This window comes from Sodalis sp. RH15 (genome assembly GCF_047324255.1).
In the GTDB taxonomy this organism is placed as follows: Bacteria; Pseudomonadota; Gammaproteobacteria; order Enterobacterales; family Enterobacteriaceae; genus Acerihabitans; species Acerihabitans ligni.
In genome coordinates this window covers 4,186,368-4,210,768 of sequence record NZ_CP178738.1, presented here as the reverse complement: position 1 = coordinate 4,210,768, position 24,401 = coordinate 4,186,368, and the positions used below count along the sequence as shown (strand labels likewise).

The following is a 24,401-nucleotide window of genomic DNA, read 5'->3' as shown; positions in this document are numbered from 1 at the left end:
ACCGCGTGTTTCCACCGGCGCCAGGCTTTGTTATCGAAATCGGAGCATTACTCTTTATCTACCGGCGCCATACTTACCGACGACAGATAATTCAGCAGAGCAATATCATTTTCCACGCCAAGCTTCAGCATGGCGGATTTTTTCTGGCTGCTGATGGTTTTAATACTGCGATTCAGCTTTTTGGCGATTTCCGTCACCAGAAAACCCTCCGCGAATAAACGCAGCACTTCACTCTCTTTCGGCGACAGGCGTTTATCGCCGTAACCGCCGGCGCTTATTCTCTCCAGCAGTTTAGCCACGCTGTCCGGCGTGTATTTTTTGCCTTTTTGCAGCGAGGCCAATGCCTTGGGTAAATCGGTGGGTGCGCCTTGTTTAAGGACAATACCGTCGATATCCAATTCCAACACGGCGCTGAGGATTGCCGGGTTGTTATTCATGGTTAATACGATAATCGCCAACTGGGGATAATGGCGCTTGATGTATTTGATAAGAGTAATGCCGTCGCCATACTTTTCGCCGGGCATCGAAAGATCGGTCACGAGTACATTTGCATCCAGCTTGCCGAGGCTATTGATGAGCGACGTGGAGTCTTCGAATTCACCGACCACTTTTACCCATTCGATTTGTTCCAAAGATTTTCGAATACCGAACAGGACGATAGGATGGTCATCTGCAATGATGACGTTGAGATTATTCATAAAGTTGACTACCTTGCATGCTGTAGCAGTTTAATGACAAAAACATCAATTTGGCGGATATCGTTGCCGATTTTAGAATTATCATTGTCTATAATAGCTTGTTTGATATGTTGTTCCAGCGTTTCACATAACAGCTTGCCGGGAAGTAGATTCAGCATGGCAAAAACACCTTTCAGGCGGTGCGCAGTCTGGGCCAAAGCGGGTAAATCGCCGCTCTCGGCTTCAGTATACAGCCTCTTGATGTCAACGGGTACTGTCTCGACAAAGAGCGGAAGATAGTCCCCGCTCAGCAGGGCGGCGGAGTCGTCCGCTGCGCCGGCGGATTCCCTCTCATCCGGTGGTATAATGTCCGTTTGCGCCAGTCTCAGTTCCATCAATTGTAGCATCGCGTCGAGCAAAGAAGCGGCAAGATTATAATTCACCTTTAAACGGCAGGGCGTCAAAGGCGTTATTCCGCTCTCATTCGATTGAACCAGGATAGCGAAATCCTCCAGATGAGACGGATCGTCCGTCAGCAGGAGATCGTGTTCCTGCACCAGGGTATGTTCTTCGGGATGGATACACTCCACCCCCCACTGCTGCAGCATATCGCTGATTATCTCCTGTATTTCTTCATTGGCGATATCCAGCATAGCCACCGTTCCTCCAAGAATTTTTTCATTATCATCCTGTTGCGTGATATCCACATAAGGCAACGTCAAACGTACCCGATAACGGGTGCCGATATCGATCTTGCTGTGAATATCCAGGTTGCCGCCCATTTTCCTTGCCAACTGGTTGCACAGGAACCAGGAGAGGCCGGAGCCGCGCTGATAATGATCTTTTTGCGCCTGGGTGACAAAGGGCTGCTGCAGATTGGCCAATTCCTTGGCGTCAATGCCGTTACCCGTATCGCTAAGGCTTAATATGACCGTATCCGGACGGGAGGGATCCTGGTCCACGGAAAGAACAATTTTGCCATACTGGGTGCTGATAATGCTGTAATCCAGCAGCAGCGAAAGGATTTTTTTCACCGCCTCCCTATCGCCGGTATGCTGCTGATTAAAGGGCAGCCGGTAGTGATTGAACAGGCTAAGGCCCTTTTGGTTCAGGGCGGGCATGCGTTCCGCCAGCAGTTCATCCACCAGGGCGGACAGGGAAAATGCCTCTTGCTTCGGCCGCCAGTCTTGCAGCTCCAACTGAGTCAGCAGGCGCAGGTTGTCGAACAGCGCCCCCAGACGGCCTACTTCGGTTTTAAGGTTGAACATCAGGCGCAGGCGTTTCTCCTCGGCTTCGGCATGCAGCAACCCGTCAAGCAGTGTGGTGATCTCCATGAGCGGCTGATTCAGCTCATGCTGAAAATTGGTGAGGATTGTCCGCCGGGCCTGATGGTTTTTGTTCAGTTCCTGCTGCGCCTGCTGCAGCTTTTTATTGACCAGAACTTCCTTATCATGATCCAGTAATTGGAACAGGTAGGTGTCCGGCGAAAGGCGGCTTTTGAACATCCTGATTTCATAGACTTCATTATTCACCGTGGCCTGGATAATTCCCTGATGGGCCTGCGCGAGGTTGGCTATTTTTTGCAGGCTCAGGTGAGGCAGCAGATGATCGGCTATTTTATTACTGGCCACCAGATTATTGCTGCTGAAATCATACACCAGCAAACCCAGCGGCAGGTTGGCTATCACTTCCTCACTGAGTATCTGACGGGATCGCAAGGCCAGGGCCATATTCTCCCTGGGTCGCAAAAAATGCTGCCGGATCAGGTAAATACCAAAAATGGACAAGGCGATCAGCAAAAGATGTATCACGACGGGCCACAGATTATTGCGCAGTAAATCCACCGTTAAACTGGTCAGCGGCACCAGATACAACAGCTTTAACGGCGCATCAACAAGGCGCGTGCCGATTTCAAGGGTTGAGCCCTTGATATGGCTGGTCACTCTTTGGGTATTGTCCCGATCGGCATCGCCGTTGCCGGCCTCAGCGCTGTCCGTATCCATATCGGCATCGTCGGAGGCTACCAGTGAGAAGTTGGCCCGCGCCATATTCAGCGGGATAAGATCGCCGATGGGCAAATCAACCGCCATAATGGTGGCCAGATGACCGGGCTGGTTGAAGATGAACCGCTGGGTAAAATAGTAATCATTCTGCAGGCGGAGCTTGCGCAGCGGCGAGAAACTCTCCCGTTGATCCAGGATATTGGCCTGCTGGAGCATTTCGGTGCGGCGCGATTTTATCAGGGCGCTGATGTAGCTGTCTTCAAAGCGAGCGGCGGTTTCCCGAAGCGGCTGGGTGGAAATCAGAGTCAGGCTGTTGTCGGCGCCGTTCAGGTAATATAAGGAGTAGGTGTTGCCTTCCGAGCCCCAAAGGATATCAAGATAAGCCGACATATCGGCAGCAATGGACAAAGTAGCGGCGTCATGAACGCCAAAGATCAGGGCATCGGTTTTTTTATGGGGTTTATCGACATAAAACACATCCGGGCGCAGGCGCGTTTCTTTCAGGCTTGTGCCGTCGTTATCCTTGGGGCCGCCGTTCGTCGCCAACGACAGATCGTACAGCTGATCCGTCACAAAGCGGTACGTGTCGATCCGTTTTTGCAGCCCGGCGGTGAGGGTGGACATGCTGTGCTTCTTTTCGATGAGATAAGCATTGAATGCATGAAAACCAAACAGCCATAACGACAGCAGCAGCAGCAGGATAAACAGTATCAGGCTGCGGGTTAACGCCGCCGAGGTTAACTTCAGGTTCTTAATTTGCATAAAGCGGGTTTCGCCAATCGTTGTTTATTGAGTCGCACGGCGTGCGCTCAAGCTTACAACCAAAAGAAGTATTGCGACACAGCCGAACGCGACAAACAGACTGGTCAAATGGGCAATAAAGCCAATTAATGCCGGGCCGGCCAATATGCCGGCATACCCTACGCCGGAAATCGCCGCCAGCGCCAGGTTAGGCGGCATATCCTTCTGATTGCCGACCACGCTGAACAGCAACGGAACCAGATTCGATGCTCCTAGCCCCACCAGCAAAAAACCCAGCAGGGTGACATAGGGCTGATTTACCGTTATCGCCAGTCCGATCCCCGCCGAGGCGCATAAACTGCCCGCCAGCAGGGTGTGGTAACGGCCGATGGCATTGATCAATCGATCGCCGTTCAAGCGTCCTGCGGTCATGGCAATGGAGAACAGGGCATAACCCAGTCCGCCCATGGCGCTGTCAAGGCCGCGTTCCAGCGTGAGGAACAGCGCGCTCCAGTCCAGCATAGCGCCTTCGGTTAAAAAGAGAATAAAACAGAGCGCTCCGATGAACAGAACCTTGCCGCGTGGTCTGACAAAGAGAGGGCCGGCATCGTCTTCGGGGCGATCGGATAATAAATTCTCGGCGGCGTACAGCATCAAAGCCAGGATAATCAGGACGACGACGACGACCGACCACAGCGGATTCAAACCCAGCCAGAGCAGCAGGCTCACCAATCCCGCCCCGATGATGCCGCCGATGCTGAAAAAACCATGGAAGCCCGACATCATGGCCCGGCCGCTGGCTCTTTCCACCACCACCGCCTGGATGTTCATGGTAATGTCCATCGCGCCGAGCCCCATGCCGAATAGCAATAATGAGAGGGCCAGGGTATAGGTGCCGCCGGCAACGGCCAGCGCGGGAAGCGCCAGCCCCAGCATGACGGCCGATGCGATAATCAGCGGCCTGCAGCCCAGCCGGGCGGCCATGGGCGCCGCCAGCGGCATTGCCAGCAGCGATCCGATGCCCAGGCAAAGCAACAGCATTCCCAAAGAGGCATCATTGATGCCCAGCCGCTGTCTGGCGAAGGGAACCAACGGTGCCCAGGACGACATCCCGAAACCGGCTATAAAAAAGACAATGCGGGTGGCTATGCGTACCGGTAAGGCGGCGTGCTGTTCCGTACTCAGCGTTTCAGTCATAAAACTCTCGGCATCTCCTGTCGGCTGAGCCATAACGCAATCATCTGCACTATATATTCCTGCTGGACATCGTTAAGGGGTTGCCCTTTGGCGATGCCATGCCATTTCTCCAGACAGCCCCGGCAGCAGGTCGCGGTGGCATGCTGAGCCACAAATACCGGATGTCCCCGCCAAGGGGTTTGCTTACCGTCCTTGGCGGGCAAGGCGGGCGCCAGCCTTCCTGAGATGAAGTCGCGGGCATGGGAAAGTATGACCGGCATACCTTTGCTGCGCAGATAGGCCAGATCTTTCTGGTTAAGTCGAAATTTTGAACGGAATGCCGATTGCTGCAAACGGCTCCAGATGTCTTCCAAATTCTGATATTGCTGCATGGCATTAGGGTTTCCGTAGGAACAGCGAGCGTCTCACGGCCAGTTTTCCGGCGACCTGTTTTCCGGCGAATAGTGCCGCAAAGTGTAACACGACCCGAGGGCCAGAACGAAGGCCGCCGTGCAGATGGATGGGGAGATCAGGGTGGCATGCCGGGCTGAGCCGGCCGCACGAACAAGACCAGGGGACGGGCGAAAATTGGGGTTTTGAATATAAATCGAAACGAGATAAGCGGTTAAATACCCAGGAAGCCATAGGATCGGACAAATTCCGCACAAAATTATTTTATGAATATTGAATAATTAATGTGACGTATGCCGTATATTTACATTTAAATAAAAGTTTAATGAAACCAATGTTTCATAATGCGAAAAATTAAGACAGATATTTATAATTTAAATGTAGAAATAATTTAAAATATTAATATGGCAATATTCAGTATATAATATTAACATTTGTTAATATATAATCCTCTCTTTATTCATATTTAAAAATCACGCATAAAAAAGCCGGCACAAGGCCGGCTAATAAAGACGTTAAACCAAATGAGAGTAATAATGACAATTTAATGATGATAGCGCTTAAAATGATAGAGGAAAAAAAAAGGCCTTTTTAGCACATCGTGCTATTTTATAACTTTATTTTAAATAATTGTTTTTATTGATTATTTTTAATAATGTCAAAAACAAGACTCACCTCAAAGTTTTAATTGTCTATGTATGGTGATTATCAGGTTAGTTCCATGACGGAAACATAATCGAATATAAAATTTTCATTTTGAAACATTGTAAGCCAATTCGTATCATTTTAACGCTAGTATAAAACTGCATTTATTGCAGAATAAGATTGCGTGTCAGATAGACAGCATTGATACAGCACACAAAGTAAAATAGTGGCCAAAGATAATAAATATACCGAGGAAAAGAAAATGAAACTACAGGTTCTTGCCCTGTTGATTCCAGCGATGTTAGCTGCTGGTACGGCTGGTGCTGCAGAAGTATATAATAAAGACGGTAATCAGCTTGATTTGTTTGGATCCCTTCATGGATTGCACTATTTTTCTAACAACGATAGTGCTAACGGCGATCAGACCTACACCCGTATCGGTTTCAAAGGTCAAACTCAGATCAACGATCAATTGACCGGTTATGGCGACTGGGAATACCAGATAAACGGCCATGTGACTGAAGCGTCCGGTACCTCTGACGGCGGCAATTTTACCCGTTATGCTTTTGCCGGCTTGAAATTCGGCGACTACGGTTCAATCGATTACGGTCGTAATGACGGTATCCTTTACGATATCACCGCATGGACCGATATGCAGCCTGAATTCGACGGCTCCACCTATAGCGCCGACCAGTTTATGTTTGGTCGTTCTACCGGCGTCGCCACCTACCGCAATAATAACTTCTTCGGCCTGGTCGACGGCCTGAAGTTCGCTGTTCAATACCAAGGTGAGAATGGCGCTCCCGGTGAAACCGCCAACGGGCGTGATGTGCTGGGTCAAAATGGCGACGGTTACGGTATGTCGTTGAGTTACGATCTCGGCCTGGGCTTTTCCGTCGGCGGCGCGTTCATGAGCTCCAAACGTACCGACGAACAAAATGGCGTTGGTCAACCGGGCATCTCCGGTCGTGGCGACAGAGCCGAAGCTTATACCGGCGGCTTGAAATATAACGCCAACGGTTTTTATGTAGCGACGGAATTTACCCAGTCTTATAATGCTGCTCCGTTCGGTTCCAGTGATTCGGACGTATACGGTTATGCCAACAAGGCCCAGGGCTTTGAAGCTTATGCAGGCTATACTTTCGACTTCGGTCTGGTTCCGTTCGTCGGGTATAACCAGACTCGCGGCAAAAACATCGGCGCTGCCGGCGACGGCAATACCTATGATAACCAGGATCTGGTTAAATTTGTCGACGTGGGTGCGACTTACTACTTCAACAAAAATATATCGACCTATGTTGACTACAGAATCAACCTGATCGATAGCAGCCAGTTCACCGATGCAACCGGTATCAATACCGACGACATCGTTGCCCTCGGTTTGGTTTACCAGTTCTGATCAGCATTTCCATGCTATGGGCAACAGGGAGGGTTGCCCGTTCAGGTTTGATGGCCGGTATTTCGCGCTGTCCTACCCCCCTTCGTTTCAAGCTATCCTGACAAACTCCAGTTTTTCTCTCTGTACTGACAATCCTTATCCCTTATCCCCTATCCCTCTGCATTATGGCATGCGGGTACCGCATTACCTCGTTATCGTCCAATGAAACTCACTGCAAAATTTATCTGTATCACATTAAATAATGCCATAATATTTATTAACCTTTATAGAACGAAATTTTCCCGCCAATAGCCGTACCCCTCTTTTAATAGATCCGCAATGCATATTTATAAGCGTGCTGATGAACGTTAGACAATCGCAGCCCAGCGGGTTAAATATGTCCGGCGTCAAAATGAATAACTCATTGCCTGTGCGTTTAGGTTTGACCGTTTACTATCCCCTCAAAGAATATTCTCCTTTTTTGCCGTCTAATTAAGCCAATAAAAAAAGCATAATGATCAATAATATTGAGTTGATATAAAAATATGCTATCCATAAAAAAACGGAGTGTAAGATAAATAAATAGTCATTATTTATCAATGATTTAATTCTGTTTTATGATTGGTCGACAAAAAGGAAGATCTACTACTAATAAATAGGTTGCCAAGTCTTTGCACCAGTGCGCAGAGGCCGGTTTAATCAGGTAAATAATGCCGGGGGAATACCTGTTTATTAAAGCGATGGCAAAAAATATTTATAGAGAGGTAATAATGAAACTACGACTTATTTCAATTATGGCGCCGGTAGCGCTTATTTCAGGAGTGGCCGCTGCCGCTGAAATATACAATTGTGATGGCAATAAATTAGATTTATTCGGTTCGGTTGTCGGCGTGCATTATTTTTCCTCTAATGAGAAAGCGAATGGCGATCTCTCCTACATGCGCTTGGGTTTTCGCGGCGAAACCCAAATAAGCGACGAGCTGACCGGCTATGGCCACTGGAAGTACCAAGGGGACCTGAATAAGTCCGAAGAGGAAAAAGACCAGCAAGGCTCGACCCTGCTGGGTTATGCCGGGTTAAAATACGGCAAATTCGGCTCCCTTGACTACGGCCGTAACTTTGGCGTCCTGTACGACGTTCTTGCCTGGACGGATGTATTGCCGGAGCTCGGCGGCGATACCTACGGCGTCGACGATATGATGTCCAACCGCGGCAACGGCATGCTCACCTATCGCAACCGGCATTTTTTCGGCCTTGCGGAGGGGCTTCACTTCGCGCTCCAATACCAGGGCAAGAACCCGGAGAGCGGTAAGGCAGGCGAGGGCCGCGAAGTGATGGCGGCAAACGGGGACGGCTACGGCATGTCGCTGTCCTATGATTTCGGCGCGGGCATCAGCGCCGCCGGTGCCTTTAGCAGTGCCCATCGCACCCTGGGACAGCGGAATCTGGCCTATGGCCACGGTGGCGACAGGGCCAATGCCTATTCCGGCGCATTGAAATTCGAAAAAGAGGCGGTTTATCTGGCGGCCATGTACACCCAGAGTTATAACCTGATGCGTTTTGGCGACACCAAGAAAACGGTGCATGGATTTGCCAATAAAGCGCGAAACATTGAACTGGTGGCGCAATATACGTTTGATTTAGGCTTAAAGCCCTCTCTGGCCTATGTACAGGCCCGTGGAGACGACATCGAAGGTTACGGCAGCCGGGATCTGCGGAAATATATTGATATCAGCACTTCCTACAACTTTAACAAAAACATGCTGGCCTATGTCGATTATCAAATTAATCTGTTGAGAGAGAATACGTTTTCCCGTGCCGCCGGAATACATCACGATAATATCGTTGCCGTGGGCATGACCTACCAGTTCTGAGGAACGGGTCGTCCGACGCGGGGCGCGACTCATGGATGAGCCGAGTAATAAAGCCAACACACATGAGACTTGAAGTATGGCGGGGATAAGCACTCGCATTGTTCAGGAATACCAGCTTTAATTGGGTATGATTAAAATCCCCAAAACGGTACAAGGCAACGTCTCATGAAAAAACGAGCATGGTTTACCGGTGCGGCTTTTGCTGCCTGCGCAATGCTGAGTTCAATGTTTATTACCCTGCCGGCGCAGGGCGCACCCGCACCGGTAAAAGTCACCTTTGTGCAAGAGTGGCCGGTGGCGGATGGTTTCTGGATACCCTGGACGCTGGGCAAAGCGAAGGGTTTCTATCTTGACGAGGGTATTGATCTGAATATCGTCGCGCCGCCCACCGTGGCCGATACCATGAAATTTCTCGGCACCGGCCGGGCTGAAGTAGCCTTCACCACGGTAATGGACATCATCTTCGCCAAGGAGCAGGGTGCGCCGGTTATTGCCATCGGACGTTATGGCATCGGCAACAACTGGGGTATTTTCACTCAGGAAGGGCATCCGCTTACCGTCAGCGAATTGAAGGGCAAAAAGATCGGCATCTACAACGATGCCTGGACGAAAGCGCAGCTCTCACTGGTCTTGAAAAGCGCCGGCATGACGCTGGACGATGTGCAGATGGTGGCGGCCGCGGATGATACCGTACCGCTGCTGCTGCAAAACCGCGTTGACGCCACCACCGGCATTACCAACGCCGAGGGCACCGAACTGGCGGTGACTGGAAAGCAGACACCGGTCTTTATGCCCGCCACCGCCTACGGCGTGCCCGATACTCCCATCTTCATGTTCGCCGGCAACCAGCAGTGGCTGGATAAGAATCCGGCCCTGGCCAAGGCGTTCATGCGTGCCACCAGCAGGAGCATACGTTATGCCATCGCCCATCCGGATGAGGCCGTCGCCGCGTTTGCCGCGCAATACAGCAAGTCCTTCGATGCCGATTTTGTTAAACGGCAATGGCAGGATACCATGGCGGTGCTGGGTAAACCGGACAGCGAGCAGCTAAAACTTAACGATCGCGCCTGGAGCGAACTCATCACTGCGATTACCGGGCTGGGCATCGTGAAGCAGGCGTTACCGCCCGCACAGTATTACACTAACGATTATTTGCCACTGGAGTAAGCGGCTTGCGGTTGCAATGGTCTTTCAGTCAACGCCGGGGCGACGTTTTCCTTGTCACCGGCCGGGCTCTCATCCGCTGAGTCATCCCCGGCAGCACTAAGCAACGCCTGCTCTATTCGTTCGGCGTTCAGCGCGAAGGGCAGGCGGGCGGCAATGGCCGGGGCAATCTGCACGCCCTGGGCGATTTGCGCGGCGCGGCGTGCCACCGATTCGGTAACGCCCAGCTCGCGCAGCGTTAACGGCGTTGAAAACGCTTTCAGTAAATTTAATAACCGCGCCCGCGACGGCGCGCCGGTGGTATCCAGCAAGGATTGTATTACCAATCCAAAGCCCACCAGTTCGCCATGCAGGAATCCATGCAGGTCGGGCTGGCGGGTGATGCTGTTGTGAATCCCATGTGCGACGCCGATACGCGTGATTTCATCACGCATGCTATTGGCCATGCCGGCCAGGGCAATAACGGCATCCACCACTTTTATTAATGCCGGTGTAACCTGGCGGGCCTGGTTGTCGGCGACGGCCTGTTCGCCAAGCTGTTCGAATATGTCCAGCGCCAGCTTCGCGGCCTGGGCTTTTAATATCAAGGAAAGACTGCTGTCATCCTGGCGCAGATAGGGTTCGAACTCATACCATTTCGCCAGGGCATCCACGATGCCGGCTTTCAGATAACGAACCGGCGTTTGGGCGATGATTTGACTGTCTACCAGCACCCATTCAGGGGTGCGTTGCAGCGGCATGGAGTTCAGGTGCGCGCCGGCCTCGGTATAAAGTACCGAAATCGGCGACCAGGCGGCGCAAGTAGCGGCAACGGTAGGCACGGTAATCAGCGGCAAACGTCCGCCGGATTCCGCTATTCCTTTTGCCGTGTCCAGCACTTTCCCGCCGCCGATGCCGATGATAAGCCTGATATCCTCGGCCGCCGCCTGTTTAGTAAAGGCGGCGATAGTCGCCGCGGTACATTCGCCCTGCAGGAAGTAGCGCTGATACTGGATACCATGGGGGGCGAAGCTTGCCTCCACGGCCCGTTGCGTCGCCAGCCACGCCTTGGGGCTGGTGATAATCATGACCTTGTCGCGGCTGATGGGCGCGACATAATCGCCGATACGGGCGATAAGCCCCGGCTCGTTCAGGTAATTTTGCGGTGCTTTAACTCCAATCACGCTTTGCCTCTCTTAAAATTATTTCTGCATACCCCAGCGTTTTACCGTCACCCGTTCGAGGGTGGTAAATATCAGCCCTTCCACCAACAGCCCGATAATGATGACCGATATCAGACCGGCAAATACCCGGTCGGTAAAAAGTTCGTTGCGGTTTTGGAAGATATACCAGCCCAATCCCCCTTTACCGCTGGAGGCGCCGAATACCAGTTCAGCGGCGATAAGGGTCCGCCAGGCGAATGCCCAGCCGATTTTCAGGCCGGAGAGAATGGAAGGCAGGGCGGCGGGGATCAGAATGTACCAAACGTAGCGCAATCCGCGCAGCCCGTAATTTCTGCCGGTCATGCGCAGCGTATCGGATACCCCGAGGAAACCGGCATAGGTATTCAGCGCCATGGGCCACATCACCGAATGCACCAGCACAAAAATCAGACTATTTTCCCCCAGGCCGAACCACAATAGCGATAACGGCAGCAGGGCAATGGCGGGCAGCGGATTGAACATTGAGGTCAGGGTGCTCAGCAGATCGCGGCCGATGCGGGTCGATACCGCCAGCGAGCTCAGCACCAGCGCCAGCACGGTACCGATGATATAGCCCTTGATAAGCGTGCCCAGTGAAAAGCCTATTTTGGTCGGCAGCTCCCCGCTGGCCATGTCCTGCATAAAGGCCTTCAGGGTCTGGATGAATCCCGGCAATAACAGGTCGTTGTTTTGCCAACGCGCCGCCCCTTCCCAGAGCAGTATCAACACCAGGATGATTACCGACTTGCGCAGCCAGGCCTGGTTCCACAGACGCGTCATCAACGGCAAGGGCTTTACCAGGGTCATTTTCCCCAGGGGAGGCAGATCATAAATATATTCCGGACGGACCGGCGGCTGAATACTCATACTATTTTCTCCCATACGGTCCGGTCATTTACCCACGACCTTGAAACGGGGTTTGGCCGTCTCGGCAGGGGCCGTGGCGGGGCCGCTTTCCGGATCGCTGAACAACAGCTCATGGATCCGCTGCGCTGTCTGCTGGAAGTCGCTGCTGCCGAAATCATTAATGCCATACTGATGGCTGTTGATTTCCGCTCTGACCCGGCCGGGATGGGGGGACAGCAACAAAATCCGGCTGCCCACCACCAAGGCCTCTTCAATGGAATGGGTAACGAACAGCAGGGTAAAACGCACCTCTTCCCACAGAGCCAACAGCTCTTCCTGCATTTTGCGCCGGGTCAGTGCGTCCAGCGCGGCGAAAGGCTCATCCATCAGCAGCACCTTCGGCTGCATCGCCAACGCGCGCGCAATGGCCACCCGCTGTTTCATGCCGCCGGATAAGGTATGGGGATAGGCATCGGCGAAAGCCGACAGGCCGACTTTATCCAGAAAATAGCGCGCATGTTCCCGGGCTTCGGCACGGTGCGCCTTGCCGCTGGCCAACAGCGGGAACATCACGTTCTCCAGCACGGTTTTCCAGGGGGGCAACTGATCGAACTCCTGAAATACCATCAAACGGTCCGGTCCGGGCTGGGTAACGCTCTGGCCTTCCAGTTCGATTCGCCCGCTTACCGCCGGTAAAAAGCCGCCTATGGCTTTCAGCAGGCTGGATTTGCCGCAGCCGGAAGGGCCCAGCAGCACAAACCTGTCTGCGGCAAACACCTCAAAGCCGACATTATGCGTGGCGCGAATTACCCGCTGATGGGTATGGTATTCGAGATTCAATGCGTCGACCCGAAGCAACGGCGCCGCCGGGATGTGCTGAACGTTATGTGCCATTATGCAGGTCCTGTAACCGTTAAAAGCGAAAAATCAGCTGCCGGGCAGCGCGTAGGCTTCAGGGAAAAAGTAATCCTTCCAGGAACCGGCCTGATTTTTCAAAACGCCTAATTCATGTAATTTATCAGCATAAACAAAAGTCTTTTGCGGCGTGATAGTGAAGTCATTTTCCGGGTCGCTGATGATTTTCTCAATAAGCTCCAGCGGCAAATGGGATTTCTCTACCCGAATATAGGTTTCGGCCGCCTCATGTTTATTTGCCTTGATAAATTCTGCGGCTTCCGCCAACGCATCAAAAAAGGCTTTGTATGTCTTCGGGTTGGCGTCATGGAATTTTTCAGTGGTATAAAGCAGATTGAAAGTGCCTTTACCGCCCAGAACATCATAAGAGCTCAGGATCTTATGAATATTGGGATGCTCCAGCGCCTGATATTGGAACGGGGGGCTGGAAAAATGCGCGGTGATTTCGGAGCCGCCGGAGATAAGGGCGGCGGTGGCATCCGGATGAGGCAGACTGAGCGTGATATTGTCAAAGCGTTTATAATCCGCGTTCCCATAAATACGGGCGGTTTCAATTTGCAGGGTACGCGATTGGAAACCCACACCCGCCGCCGGTACGGCGATACGATCCTTATCGGTCAAGTCCTTGATGCTTTTCACCGCCGGATTATTGCTGAGCAAATAGTTGGGCATGGAACCCAGAGAGGCGATAGCTTTGACATTTTGCTTACCGCGGGTACGATCCCATACCGTCAGGGCCGGCGGTACCCCGGCGCTCACCACATCCAGCGAACCGGTCAGCAGCGCCTCGTTCATGGCGGTGGCGCCGGAAATGCTGTGCCAATCCACCTTGATATCCAGCCCTTCCTGCTTACCGTATTTTTCAATCAGATGCTGATCCTGCACCACATCCAAAATCAGATAACCGATACCGAACTGCTGCGCAATGCTGATGGTCCCTTCAGCGTGGGCATTTATCGTACCCAATGATAAACCGAGCGCGACGACAAGGCCGGCTCGTTTAAAAAGTGAATTCATCGATTTTTCCTAAGATAAAGAAGATCTGTTTGGCCCATCATAAAGTCCAATGGTACTTCTTCCTAAAGTGTTTTTTGGAATAAATTAGAAGTAAATTCTTAGATAATATTTGGATTTACTTAGCGATGTTTTAGCTAAAGGTAATTTGCGCGAAAGCGATCGCTGCTTAGCATTAATTTTACTATCCTTAGCATCTTATTGTCTTTTGGCGGAAAGTTCTTCGGCATTAAAGTTCTTCGGTTATTAGATATGGCCTCATTAGCCTTAATCATCGGAGTAAAACTTGTGCCCATTTTTCAGCACCAATTTTTGCGGAAGTTTCTGACCGCCCGCCTGACGGATATTCAGGTGGATCACGACATCGCCACTCAGGTGGCGGATAATTTGGTGGAAGCCTGTTTAAAAGGACATGATTCCCACGGTGTCAGCATGCTGCCGCGCTATATCGCCGCCATTAGGGAAGGTGGATTGCATCCCCATGCCGACGCTGTGCTCACTCTTGATGCCGGGGCATTGCTCTCCTTTGACGGTGGGCAGGGTTTTGGACAGGTGGTAGGCCGCCAGGCCATGGCGCAGGGCATCGAACGGGCTAAACAGTACGGCGTAGCGGTGGTGGGGCTGGCCAACGCCCATCATCTCGGCCGGATCGGCGCCTGGGCGGAGCAAGCGGCCAAAGCCGGTCTGGTCTCCATTCATTTCGCCAACGTCAACAGCCGCTCGCCGGTGATGCCGTGGCAAGGGCAGAAGCCGCGGCTGGGAACCAACCCGTTCTGCGTCGGCATACCGGTGGACGGCGCCAGTCATCCGTTGGTCCTGGATTTCGCCACCAGCATTATCGCCGGCAATAAAGCCCGCATCGCCTGGAATGCCGGCCAGGAGTTGGCGCCCGGTTGTATTGTGGATGACCAGGGCCGGCCCGCCGTTGATCCGCGCTGGCTGATGGAAGAACCTTTCGGCGCATTGCTGCCGTTCGGCAAGCATAAAGGTTCCGGCCTGTCGGTCGTGTGCTCATTGCTGGGAGCGGCCTTGACCGGCGGCCTGACCGAGAGGCATGATAACCGCGATACGCAACGTATACTGAATAGTATGCTGTCGATTTTGATCGATCCCCACAAGCTGGGCGGGGCGGCGAATTATCAACAGGAGATCGCCGAATTGCTGGACTGGGTCCGCAGTTCCCGCGATGATGCCTCGCTTTTGCTGCCCGGCGACGCGGAACATGAAAAATATCAACAGCGGCTGGCGCTGGGGATTGAGGTCGACGACACCAGTTGGCGACAATTGGCGGCGCTGGCGGACATACCGGCCGGCCATTAATCCCAACCGACGAATGAGAATTTATTTCACCCCTTTATCAGGACAATAAGATTATGCATCTGGCCCGTTTTCCCCGACTTTCCCTTGGACAGTTCCCGACGCCGTTGGAGGCGTTGCCCAATCTGAGCCGCTATCTCGGCGGCCCCAACCTGTATATCAAACGTGACGACAGCACCGGCCTTGCCACCGGCGGCAACAAAACGCGCAAACTGGAGTTCCTGCTGGCCGATGCGCTGCAGCAAGGCGCCGATGTGGTAATAACCCAGGGCGCCACCCAATCCAACCATGTGCGCCAGACTATTGCCGGCGCGGCGAAAATCGGCCTGAAGACCCAGATACTGCTGGAAAAACGGGTAGAGCGGTTCGGTGAGGACTATCAACGCTCCGGCAACGTGCTGCTGGATAACCTGCTGGGCGGCGTTATCGTTGATCACCTGCCGGCCGGCACCGATATGCAGCAGGCCATGGAACGGTTGGCGTCAACCCTGCGTGAACAGGGCCATACCCCTTATGTTATCCCGGGCGGCGGTTCCAACCCCATCGGCGCCCTGGGTTATGTGGCCTGTGCCGAAGAACTGCTGTATCAGTCCAGCCAGCAGCGGCTGCGCATCGATCGGGTGGTGCACGCCACCGGCAGCACCGGGACCCAGGCCGGTCTGGTGGCGGGTTTGAACGCCAGCAACAGCGGCATACCGGTATTGGGCATCAGCGTGCGCGCGCCTAAGGCCAAGCAGGAAGAGAATGTTTATGCGTTGGCACGGGCCACCTGGCAACTGCTCGGCGCCCGCGGTGAATTGCCCCGCGAACAGGTCAGCGTCAATAGCGACTACGTGGGGGAAGGCTACGGATTGCCCACCGAAGGCACCCTGGAAGCCCTGCGCTTGTTGGCGCAGCTAGAAGGCATTTTGCTCGATCCGGTTTATACCGGTAAAGGCATGGCCGGTCTTATCGATTTGATCCGCAAAGGTCAATTCGGCAAAGATGAAAACGTGGTGTTTATCCATACCGGCGGTTCGGCCGGGCTGTTCGGCTATCGCCAGGTACTGGAACAATAGGCTGATATGAGCGGATTCCTGTTGGGTGTGCTGGGCGGTATGGGGCCTTTGGCTACCGTCGATCTGTTGCAGAAAATCATCGAGGAGACCCCGGCGCGGCGGGATCAGGAGCACGCGCCGGTGGTGGCCTGGAGCGTGCCGCAAATCGCGGACCGGCAGCGGGCGCTGGCCGGTACCGGGCCGTCGCCGCTGCCGGATTTGCTGCCGGCGCTGGCGCAGCTTAACCGGGCGGGCGCCAGCCATATCCTGATACCCTGCAATACCGCTCATTTCTGGTATCCGCAGTTGGCCGAGGCCAGCGCGGCGCCCATAGTGCATATTGCCGACGCTACGGTGGCGAGCCTGACGCAGGGGGCGGTGGCGCGGGTGGGGTTGATTGCCACTCAGGGCACCCTTAATGCCGGTTTGTTCCAGCAGAGATTTGCGGATATGGGGATTGCTACGCTGGAGCCGCTGCCGCAGGAGATGACCGATTGGTTCGTACCCGGCTGTTATGCGGTGAAGCGTGGTGAATTGCGGCGGGGCGGCGAGTTGTTGTCCTTGCTGGCGCAGGCGCTGATAGCGCGGGGGGCCGAGCGATTGGTTCTGGCCTGTACCGAGGTGCCGCCGGCGCTGGCGGCTATTGATTCCCCTTTGCAACGGCTCAGTATTGATCCTACCCGCGCTCTGGCCCAAGCCGCGGTGCGTTTGTGGGTGGACTACCGGGATGGTGCCGGCGCGGTTTCCCTTTAATACGCATTCCCTTTCGTATGGACGGTTCATGCTACGGTGATAGCGGGCTTACCGCGCTGTGGGGCGCTCCGGCGGGCGGGAAAACCACGCCCGCTTCGGCCCCATCAGCACGGTTTCCCTTTAACACGCATTCCCTTTCGTATGGATGGTTTATGCCACGGTGATAGCGGGTTTCAGGGTTTTCGTGGTTTAGATAAAAAGAGCAATAGCTTAGATAAGTTTTGGCTTATTCTTCAGGGTTAAGGGCTGCTGAATGAGATTCTTTTTTCATTTTTGACGATGTTGATTTTAATTACTTGAAATCTGGCATGTTTTAATTAAATAGCTTCCTAATGGAAATTTTAATTTTCCCTTAGTATAAAAAACTATAAGTTACCTATTTTTCTTATTTGTCCCTTTATCACTTCCCCGGTATGAATATAGTTAAATTTAAGATAACGGAGGGGCGACGGGTGAACTTTCAACAGCTACGCATAATTCGGGAATCTGCCCGGTGCAATTATAATCTGACCGATGTGGCCAGTATGTTATTTACCTCCCAATCCGGTGTCAGCCGTCATATTCGTGAGTTGGAAGAAGAGTTGGGGGTGGAGATTTTTATCCGCCGTGGTAAACGTTTAATCGGTATGACCGAGCCGGGCAAAGCCTTGTTGACGGTGGCGGAACGTATCCTTAGCGATGCCAATAATATTCGCCGCATTGCGGATGTTTTCGCCAATAAAGACTCCGGCGAATTATCTATCGTCACTACCCATACCCAGGCACGCTATAGTTTGCCGGCGGTCATTAAAGAATTCCGCGAGCTTTATCCCAGGGTGCGGCTGGTGTTAAATCAAGGCAGTCCGGAGGAAATCGTCGCCATGCTGCAATCCGGTGAAGCGGATGTGGGCATCGCCAGTGAAAAGCTGATGAGCGAGGAGCAACTGGCGGCGTTTCCTTATTATCGCTGGCATCATACGATTTTGGTGCCTGAGGGGCATCCTCTGACCAAAGAAGCGGAAATTACGCTGGAAACCTTGAGCCAATATCCGCTGGTAACCTACCGGCGCGGCATTACCGGTCGCTCCCGGCTGGATATCGCCTTTCAGGCCGCCGGACTCAAACCGGAAGTGGTCTTAAGCGCCCAGGATTCCGATGTGATTAAAACCTATGTCGAGCTGGGTTTGGGGGTGGGCCTGTTGGCGGATATGTCCTATAACCGCGAACGTGATACCGGATTGGTGAGCATCAACGCTGAACATCTATTTGAAGCCAATACCGTCTGGCTGGGGGTCAAACGCGGCCAGCTGCAGCGTAAATACGCCTGGCGCTTTATCCAGCTGTGTAATCCGCAGCTGACCCTGACCGAAATTGAAGAACAAATCCTGGCGCCCTACAGTAGCGAGCCGGCATTAGATTATCAGATCTGACAATCAAAATGCCCGGTAAAACCGGCCATCAGACTGCTGACAAACGTACTCGGAGTCAAAAAGGGGACCGGTTGCCAGAAGAGTAAACCGTCCGCGCCAAGGATGGCGCGGATCGAGCCCCCAGGGACGGGTTCACGGCGTGTTTACGATCTGGCAGCCTGTCCCGACCAGGCACTTTGTCAACAAGCTCATGCCCGGTTTTACCGGGCATCCTTCTTAGGCTATCGATGCGGCCTGCAGGGCGGTCGGCTGCGATATCAGCGTCGTCAGCGCCCGATCCGCCAGGCGGGCGAAATAGGCCGCCGCCGGATAAATCAACTGTTCGGAAGGATTGAAGCGGGGATGGTGCAGACCGTATTCACTGGCCGACCCTATGCTGACAAAGGTGCCCGGCACCTGCTGCAAATACAGTGAAAAATCTTCGCCGCCCATCTGCAATTCCGCCTCCTGTACCTGATAGCCCGCCTCGGCGGCCACCTGCTGGCTGAACTGTGCCCAATAGGCGGTATTGACCACCGCCGGCGGTCCCGGATACCAGCTGAGCTCCGCTTCGGCGCCCATGGCGCTGGCGACGCCGCCAATCACCCGGTTGAGTATATCCGGCACCCGCTCGCGAATTTTCGCATTATGGGTCCGTACCGTACCCTCCAGCTCTACCGTTTGCGGCAGAACGTTCCAGGTATTGCCGCCCTGGATACGCGTCACGCTGACCACCAGGGATTCCAGCGAGCTGAAATTGCGGCTGGGCAGGGTTTGCAGTGCATTGACAATCTGACTGGCGGTAACAATGGTGTCGATACCCTGCTCGGGTTTGGCCGCATGGGCGCCTTTGCCGGTCACCGTGATTTGAAAACGATCGATATGCGCATAAAAAGCGCCGCTGCGGGTGGCAAAGGTGCCCACCGGTAACTCCGGGGCATTATGCATACCGAATACCGCAGAGACGTTGGCCAATGCTCCGGCTTCAATCAAATGGCAGGCGCCATTGAAGTTCTCCTCCGCCGGCTGGAAGAAAATCCGCACCGTACCGGGCAAGGTCGCTTCCCGCTCTTTTAGCAGCAATGCCGCGCCGAGCATCACCGAGGTATGAACATCATGGCCGCAGGCATGCATCACCCCGTCATGGTGCGAACTGAACGGCACGCCGGAGATCTCCTGAATCGGTAACGCATCGATATCGGCCCGTAACGCGATAATGGGACCGGTAGCCGGCCCGATTTCCGCTACGACCCCGGTGGTCAGTCCCAGCGGCAAAATACGGATGCCCGCCTCTTGTAACCAACGGGTAATTTTTTCAGTGGTGGCGAATTCCTGGTTTGAGAGCTCAGGATGGGTATGCAGTTCGCGTCGACAATAAATGAGTTTTTCAGCAAGTTCGCCAGACATGGGCCAGGACCGTTTTATCAGAATGAGAATTTATCTTAGCGGGTAATATTAAAAGTCGGTAAATACTGTTCGGTTATATTACATAGCCATCGGGTATGACTATCGAGAATCGGCCCGTTGCGGGGCGGGCCGGTGATTTAGCTTATGCTTCCGGCGGAAAATCCGCCCCTTTGGTGACCTCGGCCCAGCCGTCAAAATCCCGCTGCAGCAGCTGAATCTTTTTATAGGCATTCTCCAATGCCGGTTTACCCAGCAGCAACCGCAGCGGCGGTTGTTTGGCTTCCACCGCCTTGACGATGGCTTTCGCGGCGCGCACCGGATCTCCCATCTGCTTACCGCTGCCGCCGCGGCTTGCCCGCGCCCTGCTATGGGCGGTCTCGGCATAATCGGCAATGGTCTGCGGCGCTTCGCTGGCCGATCGGCCGGCCCAATCGGTACGAAAAGGACCGGGCTCGACGATGAGGACATTGATGCCCAGCGGCGCCACTTCCTGCGACAGCGACTCGGAAAGCGCTTCCACCGCGAATTTGGTGGCGTGGTAGAAACTCAGCGACGGGAAGGTGGTGATGCCGCCGATGGAGGAAATATTCACTATCGTACCGCTGCGCTGCTTGCGCAGGGTCGGCAATACCGCCCGGCTCATGGCGGTCAGGCCCCAGACATTGATATCGAACATCCGGTGTACGTCTTCCATCCGGCTCTCTTCAAACGAACCGAAATAACCGATGCCGGCGTTATTCACCAAAACGTCGATCCGGCCAAAATGCTTCAGCGCGGCGCTGACGGCTTCGTCAATCTGATCCTGCTGCGTCACGTCCAGCTTCAGCACCAGGGCACTTTCCTCATGGCCGGCGATGACATCCTGTACCTGATCGGTATTACGCGCCGTCACCACGGTAGGATAGCCCAACGACAAGGTAAGTCCGGCCAGCTCACGGCCAAAGCCGGTGGAACAGCCGGTAATGAACCATACTGGTTTTTGTTGTGTCATTTTCATTCTCCAGGTCGCTCAAGGTAATAATAACTGTAAAGCATAGTGTATTAAGCCGACAGGAGTTGCAACCGGTCAGCACTGGAGAAACCCGTCGCGGCAAGGTATTTAGACCATGAGCATGCTGGCATGTCAATTTTATATAATTTATTGAATTAATTATAAAATATTTTCATATCAAACCTGCGGAGAATAGGGTGTGGGGAAAAATGAAACGCAATTTTATTTACTAATTGTCATGATTCATTATTGCCTTGGTTTGCCACGCTACCGCTTTTCAGTCTGTTGTGAAGAGTGGGTTAACCGAGCTGTTTTGGGGCAGTGGGGCCTTTTGCCGATGGCTGGTGATCCCCTTGAGTTGCGACGGGTTTAGAATCCAACGCCAGGTTCATCGATGGAGCCGCTTTATGCAGCTGGAAGAAAGCCCTGACCGGCAGATTATTTGAGGTCGCGAGGGGTCGCGTTTGCGCATCGTCAGCATGCGGCACGGAAGGCAGATGAGAAGAGTTAATGGATGACCGCGAAGCGCCGGACAGGGGTATCGATGAATTGGTAGCCGAACTGAACCCGTGAGGGGCGTTGATGGATGTGTGGTGATGAGCTCCGTTGCAATTGTAAGGGTCACTAAAAGTGCCTGAGTTAATGGAAGAGAAGTTATTCATATGCACATACTCCATTTTAGTGAGGGTCTACGGCGTGATAACAATCTTTGGGCGCTACGCTATAAAGTTAGGTGTACATAACTGCTACATCCAAGTAGATAATCAGGCAGAAAAGATAAATATTAGGATAACAGTAATGAGAAAAAGGGGACGGGCATCAATGCATTGAGGCGGAGTATCTTCTGGATAGCAACAAGAAGCCTAATCAGGGGGGTTTTGGTCCCAACGGTCAAAAAAGTTCGAAAGTGATTTCCGAAAAGGACATATAACGCTAAACATTCCGATGACAGACAATTCGGAACTGTGATAATTATCACTGACTTTTATTAAGAATAATCTTATTATAATACCATCCTTCACAGAGCTACCGCCTTGAACATAATCAAGAGCGCCGGAGATAAGCGCCGGAAAGGATAATCCCTTTTAGCCAAGCCCTGTTCATTGATGGGGCTTTTTTTCCTCAGAAAAGCGCATCGGCTACTTACCTCCTCGAAAGAGGGAGTACAGCAAAGGTTGTCGGTGCGCTTCTCTGTCAACGCACCAATTCTGTCATCGCACCAATAAAGTTATCCTGCCGTCAGGCAGCATGTATTTTTGTCATGCGTACATAAATGTTACAAAGCCGATGATCACCAAAACCAGTGCGGCTAGAAATGCAATGTCGTTGGTTCGCAGCATATGTCACCTCCATTCCATGCTTTAATCATGGCCTGGATTCGCGTCGGTGGCTGTGACAGCCAAAGCAATTTGTAAAAAAACGCCCATTATCCTGCAGGAGTTACTCGTGAGAAAAAAATTTAATATACGGGCTCTATACTCTCGCACAGGCATTGTTGACGAGTAACGTCTCCACCGCTTACACAATCCTGTTGATTATGTTCATGATAAATTTATCTATTATTATTATCAGTTGAATAATATTAAGCACGATTATGAACCTCTTTGCCCGATTTTGGCCCGTAACCGTACTCATGGTTTGCCTGTTCTTTATCATGATACCTGTGGTATCGGCATTTGCCGATACCGTCTTTCTCAAAAATGGCGATCGGATAAGAGAACGAATAAAGACGTGCCCATGGCAACAATCCGTCAGTTCGTCAAACCCAAGGCGCACGTTACCGACCTGGTGTGGAATGGCAATGCCCATATCGGCGCTAATCTGCAAAAATCTTCAACGCGCAGCCAGAACTATGCACTGGATTTTAACGGCAAACTGAGCCACGCATGTGGCGCCATGATTTCGGCGGCGCCTGTAATCGCGAAACGGAGAATTCTATAGTAAATACAAGCAATTATAGTGCGCGTTACTCCCTCGACCATTTTATTAATCAGCAAATGTTCTGGCAAGGCCGAGTGGTATTCAAACGTGACTGGGTTGAAGATCTTTCACGGTAATTTCTCGTCGGTACCGGTCCCGGCTATCAGTTTTGGGACAATGAACTGGGGGCCTTTTCTTTAACGGCCCTGCTTGGCCGGGTTAACTACCTTTATAATGATGGTGAAAGGATCATTTTCCGCCGTCGGTATTCGCTGGGATTATGGCCGTTTTATCTTCGGCAAGCGCTTGGAGTTTAATGCTCGCGGCGAATTCGCCCACTCATTGTCCGGCGATACGTCGAGCCTGGATGCCGACACAGGTATACGGTATAAACTCACCGATCGCGCCACGCTGAATCTCTCCTATGGCCATGATCAGGTCACCGGCACAAGAGACAGTCTTAACGAGCGGACCCTCACCACCGGCCTTGGCGTAATATGGTAAGCGATTAAAACGCGGCGGTACTCGCTGTGTCTGCCCACCAAGAACGGTAGCAAGGTGCGATTTGAACATTGGAAAGCTTCGCCCTTTGCGATGGCAACAATCATGCTTCATTTATTCTTTCCGCAAGTACCCAGGCCACGGAATTCATAACATTCCCATGGCATACACCGTCCCGGTCGGTGAATTGGTTGAGCTCCATATCCCGTGAAGTCATTTCATCGAGCACCTTTAGCCGGTAGGGCTGTAAAAATACAGCCAGCGTGTCTTTTTCGATACCAAATCGCCAGGGTTCCCCCACGGTTCTTACCTCAGCGATGCATTCAGCCTCGTTATAACTGCCATACTCACCACTAATGACTTCAGCATAGGCATAATCGAAAAAAAGCCGGCATTGCCCGGCTGCAACTTGGCTGATGGTGTGCAAAATGCTTTTCATCTGTTGTGGGGCAAGGTACATGGTGAGTCCCTCAAGTAGAAAAAAACATCTATCTTTAATAGATAAATCAATGGCTTGTATCCATTCAGCAAAAGAGTAGTCTGAAAAATTGATGGGAACAAAGTTGACGTTCTCGGGATAATCAATATTAATTTTTTTCAGAAGCCGTCGTTTGTTGTACTGCATATCCGGATGATCGCATTCATACACCAGACAATTTTTTAGCGCTTCTTGAAAGCGAAACGCCCGTGAGTCATAACCGGCGCCCAATATAAACACACGGGATGTTCCGGCTGGCAGAGTACAGAATAAATTATCGATATAGCGGGTTCGGGCGACAACATATTCATAAATTCCGGCCGGCAGCATGGGATTGAAACCATCAAATCCCAGGACAAAAGACTTATGCATGATTGATAAAAAAGAATTCAGTGAGTGGCTTATCAGAACGGAAACATAGTCGTCACTTTTAAAAAATTCTCTTTTTTCATTGAAGGATTTTGCTCGTAGAAGGCATACCATCTCGGCGGTGGTGGAGAAAAAAGGTTTGGCTTTATTGGTCATATATAAACCTTTTGCAAGGGGGTTGAAAGTAATAAGGCCTGGATATTTTGACTGTCAGT

20 protein-coding genes and 1 pseudogene are annotated in these 24,401 nt (G+C 52.4%); 10 read left to right on the top strand and 11 right to left on the bottom strand.

Going from position 1 to position 24,401, the window contains the following annotated elements; genetic code table 11:
• Nucleotides 1-47 precede the first annotated feature (47 nt).
• From rcsB to ACL2XO_RS19095, 4 genes are read right to left on the bottom strand one after another with little or no spacing between them, the layout of a single operon-like run.
• A complete protein-coding gene (gene rcsB / locus ACL2XO_RS19110) occupies nucleotides 48-698 on the bottom strand; it encodes a response regulator transcription factor RcsB (protein WP_132927300.1) in 651 nt (216 codons plus the stop codon).
• Nucleotides 699-706: 8 nt separating this feature from the next.
• Entirely contained in the window at nucleotides 707-3,442 is a 2,736-nt protein-coding gene (gene rcsD / locus ACL2XO_RS19105; RefSeq protein ID WP_413741300.1) for a phosphotransferase RcsD, read from the bottom strand.
• A gap of 24 nt (nucleotides 3,443-3,466) precedes the next feature.
• Complete coding sequence (locus ACL2XO_RS19100; RefSeq protein ID WP_413741299.1) at nucleotides 3,467-4,618, bottom strand: MFS transporter; 1,152 nt, start codon at nucleotides 4,616-4,618, stop codon at nucleotides 3,467-3,469.
• Nucleotides 4,615-4,989 carry a DUF4186 domain-containing protein gene (locus ACL2XO_RS19095; RefSeq protein WP_413741298.1) on the bottom strand — a complete coding sequence of 125 codons (375 nt, stop codon included), beginning with the start codon at nucleotides 4,987-4,989 and terminating at the stop codon, nucleotides 4,615-4,617. Before ACL2XO_RS19095 ends, ACL2XO_RS19100 begins: the two co-directional genes overlap by 4 nt.
• Before the next feature lie 926 nt (nucleotides 4,990-5,915).
• On the opposite strand from ACL2XO_RS19095, the gene ompC (ACL2XO_RS19090) reads away from it, so the two are divergent.
• From ompC (ACL2XO_RS19090) to ACL2XO_RS19080, 3 genes are all read left to right on the top strand, one after another.
• Nucleotides 5,916-7,052, top strand: a complete 1,137-nt coding sequence (gene ompC / locus ACL2XO_RS19090) for a porin OmpC (RefSeq protein ID WP_132927308.1) — start codon at nucleotides 5,916-5,918, stop codon at nucleotides 7,050-7,052.
• A gap of 749 nt (nucleotides 7,053-7,801) precedes the next feature.
• Complete coding sequence (ompC, locus tag ACL2XO_RS19085) at nucleotides 7,802-8,905, top strand: porin OmpC (RefSeq protein ID WP_413725097.1); 1,104 nt, start codon at nucleotides 7,802-7,804, stop codon at nucleotides 8,903-8,905.
• A gap of 165 nt (nucleotides 8,906-9,070) precedes the next feature.
• Nucleotides 9,071-10,072: an ABC transporter substrate-binding protein gene (locus ACL2XO_RS19080; protein ID WP_132927312.1), complete on the top strand. Its 1,002-nt coding sequence runs from the start codon at nucleotides 9,071-9,073 to the stop codon at nucleotides 10,070-10,072.
• On the opposite strand, the gene ACL2XO_RS19075 is transcribed toward ACL2XO_RS19080, so the two are convergent.
• The 4 genes from ACL2XO_RS19075 to ACL2XO_RS19060 are packed head-to-tail and all read right to left on the bottom strand — an operon-like array spanning nucleotide 10,054 to nucleotide 14,028.
• Complete coding sequence (locus tag ACL2XO_RS19075) at nucleotides 10,054-11,232, bottom strand: iron-containing alcohol dehydrogenase family protein (RefSeq protein WP_413741297.1); 1,179 nt, start codon at nucleotides 11,230-11,232, stop codon at nucleotides 10,054-10,056. The two genes, ACL2XO_RS19080 and ACL2XO_RS19075, sit on opposite strands and share 19 nt — an antisense overlap.
• An 18-nt stretch (nucleotides 11,233-11,250) precedes the next feature.
• Entirely contained in the window at nucleotides 11,251-12,117 is an 867-nt protein-coding gene (locus ACL2XO_RS19070; protein ID WP_132927316.1) for an ABC transporter permease, read from the bottom strand.
• Nucleotides 12,118-12,141: 24 nt separating this feature from the next.
• Nucleotides 12,142-12,990: an ABC transporter ATP-binding protein gene (locus ACL2XO_RS19065; RefSeq protein ID WP_132927318.1), complete on the bottom strand. Its 849-nt coding sequence runs from the start codon at nucleotides 12,988-12,990 to the stop codon at nucleotides 12,142-12,144.
• A gap of 33 nt (nucleotides 12,991-13,023) precedes the next feature.
• Nucleotides 13,024-14,028, bottom strand: coding sequence for an ABC transporter substrate-binding protein (locus tag ACL2XO_RS19060; RefSeq protein WP_203523464.1), 1,005 nt, complete (start codon nucleotides 14,026-14,028; stop codon nucleotides 13,024-13,026).
• A gap of 285 nt (nucleotides 14,029-14,313) precedes the next feature.
• Here ACL2XO_RS19060 and ACL2XO_RS19055 point away from each other — a divergent pair, with 285 nt between their 5' ends.
• From ACL2XO_RS19055 to cbl, 4 genes are all read left to right on the top strand, one after another.
• Entirely contained in the window at nucleotides 14,314-15,345 is a 1,032-nt protein-coding gene (locus tag ACL2XO_RS19055; protein WP_413741296.1) for a malate/lactate/ureidoglycolate dehydrogenase, read from the top strand.
• A 53-nt stretch (nucleotides 15,346-15,398) separates the two neighbouring features.
• Nucleotides 15,399-16,400, top strand: coding sequence for a D-cysteine desulfhydrase (locus tag ACL2XO_RS19050; RefSeq protein WP_132927324.1), 1,002 nt, complete (start codon nucleotides 15,399-15,401; stop codon nucleotides 16,398-16,400).
• Nucleotides 16,401-16,406: 6 nt separating this feature from the next.
• Nucleotides 16,407-17,132, top strand: coding sequence for an aspartate/glutamate racemase family protein (locus ACL2XO_RS19045; protein WP_413741295.1), 726 nt, complete (start codon nucleotides 16,407-16,409; stop codon nucleotides 17,130-17,132).
• Between the two features lie 452 nt (nucleotides 17,133-17,584).
• Nucleotides 17,585-18,541, top strand: coding sequence for an HTH-type transcriptional regulator Cbl (cbl, locus tag ACL2XO_RS19040; RefSeq protein ID WP_132927328.1), 957 nt, complete (start codon nucleotides 17,585-17,587; stop codon nucleotides 18,539-18,541).
• A gap of 216 nt (nucleotides 18,542-18,757) precedes the next feature.
• Here cbl and ACL2XO_RS19035 read toward each other — a convergent pair whose 3' ends face one another.
• Entirely contained in the window at nucleotides 18,758-19,927 is a 1,170-nt protein-coding gene (locus ACL2XO_RS19035) for a M20 peptidase aminoacylase family protein (protein WP_413741294.1), read from the bottom strand.
• A 142-nt stretch (nucleotides 19,928-20,069) separates the two neighbouring features.
• On the bottom strand, nucleotides 20,070-20,918 hold the full coding sequence (locus ACL2XO_RS19030; RefSeq protein ID WP_132927332.1) for an oxidoreductase: 849 nt from the start codon (nucleotides 20,916-20,918) through the stop codon (nucleotides 20,070-20,072).
• Between the two features lie 1,737 nt (nucleotides 20,919-22,655).
• Here ACL2XO_RS19030 and ACL2XO_RS19025 point away from each other — a divergent pair.
• The 3 genes and pseudogenes from ACL2XO_RS19025 to ACL2XO_RS19015 all read left to right on the top strand — a co-directional run bounded on the left by ACL2XO_RS19025 (nucleotide 22,656) and on the right by ACL2XO_RS19015 (nucleotide 23,342).
• On the top strand, nucleotides 22,656-22,859 hold the full coding sequence (locus tag ACL2XO_RS19025; protein ID WP_413725091.1) for a hypothetical protein: 204 nt from the start codon (nucleotides 22,656-22,658) through the stop codon (nucleotides 22,857-22,859).
• Nucleotides 22,805-23,155, top strand: a pseudogene (locus tag ACL2XO_RS19020) (DUF481 domain-containing protein). The gene ACL2XO_RS19025 and the pseudogene ACL2XO_RS19020 overlap by 55 nt, the downstream one beginning before the upstream one ends.
• Nucleotides 23,073-23,342, top strand: coding sequence for a DUF481 domain-containing protein (locus ACL2XO_RS19015; RefSeq protein WP_413741293.1), 270 nt, complete (start codon nucleotides 23,073-23,075; stop codon nucleotides 23,340-23,342). Before ACL2XO_RS19020 ends, ACL2XO_RS19015 begins: the two are co-directional and overlap by 83 nt.
• Nucleotides 23,343-23,442: 100 nt before the next feature.
• Here the strand turns inward: ACL2XO_RS19015 and ACL2XO_RS19010 are convergent, their stop codons facing one another.
• Entirely contained in the window at nucleotides 23,443-24,342 is a 900-nt protein-coding gene (locus tag ACL2XO_RS19010; RefSeq protein ID WP_413741292.1) for a class I SAM-dependent methyltransferase, read from the bottom strand.
• Nucleotides 24,343-24,401 lie beyond the last annotated feature (59 nt).

Coding starts and splice junctions, on each gene's coding strand:
- rcsB (WP_132927300.1), bottom strand. CDS start 698: ATGAATAATCTCAACGTCATCATTGCAGATGACCATCCTATCGTCCTG.
- rcsD (WP_413741300.1), bottom strand. CDS start 3,442: ATGCAAATTAAGAACCTGAAGTTAACCTCGGCGGCGTTAACCCGCAGC.
- ACL2XO_RS19100 (WP_413741299.1), bottom strand. CDS start 4,618: ATGACTGAAACGCTGAGTACGGAACAGCACGCCGCCTTACCGGTACGC.
- ACL2XO_RS19095 (WP_413741298.1), bottom strand. CDS start 4,989: ATGCAGCAATATCAGAATTTGGAAGACATCTGGAGCCGTTTGCAGCAA.
- ompC (WP_132927308.1), top strand. CDS start 5,916: ATGAAACTACAGGTTCTTGCCCTGTTGATTCCAGCGATGTTAGCTGCT.
- ompC (WP_413725097.1), top strand. CDS start 7,802: ATGAAACTACGACTTATTTCAATTATGGCGCCGGTAGCGCTTATTTCA.
- ACL2XO_RS19080 (WP_132927312.1), top strand. CDS start 9,071: ATGAAAAAACGAGCATGGTTTACCGGTGCGGCTTTTGCTGCCTGCGCA.
- ACL2XO_RS19070 (WP_132927316.1), bottom strand. CDS start 12,117: ATGAGTATTCAGCCGCCGGTCCGTCCGGAATATATTTATGATCTGCCT.
- ACL2XO_RS19065 (WP_132927318.1), bottom strand. CDS start 12,990: ATGGCACATAACGTTCAGCACATCCCGGCGGCGCCGTTGCTTCGGGTC.
- ACL2XO_RS19060 (WP_203523464.1), bottom strand. CDS start 14,028: ATGAATTCACTTTTTAAACGAGCCGGCCTTGTCGTCGCGCTCGGTTTA.
- ACL2XO_RS19050 (WP_132927324.1), top strand. CDS start 15,399: ATGCATCTGGCCCGTTTTCCCCGACTTTCCCTTGGACAGTTCCCGACG.
- ACL2XO_RS19045 (WP_413741295.1), top strand. CDS start 16,407: ATGAGCGGATTCCTGTTGGGTGTGCTGGGCGGTATGGGGCCTTTGGCT.
- ACL2XO_RS19035 (WP_413741294.1), bottom strand. CDS start 19,927: ATGTCTGGCGAACTTGCTGAAAAACTCATTTATTGTCGACGCGAACTG.
- ACL2XO_RS19030 (WP_132927332.1), bottom strand. CDS start 20,918: ATGACACAACAAAAACCAGTATGGTTCATTACCGGCTGTTCCACCGGC.
- ACL2XO_RS19025 (WP_413725091.1), top strand. CDS start 22,656: ATGGCAACAATCCGTCAGTTCGTCAAACCCAAGGCGCACGTTACCGAC.
- ACL2XO_RS19015 (WP_413741293.1), top strand. CDS start 23,073: ATGATGGTGAAAGGATCATTTTCCGCCGTCGGTATTCGCTGGGATTAT.
- ACL2XO_RS19010 (WP_413741292.1), bottom strand. CDS start 24,342: ATGACCAATAAAGCCAAACCTTTTTTCTCCACCACCGCCGAGATGGTA.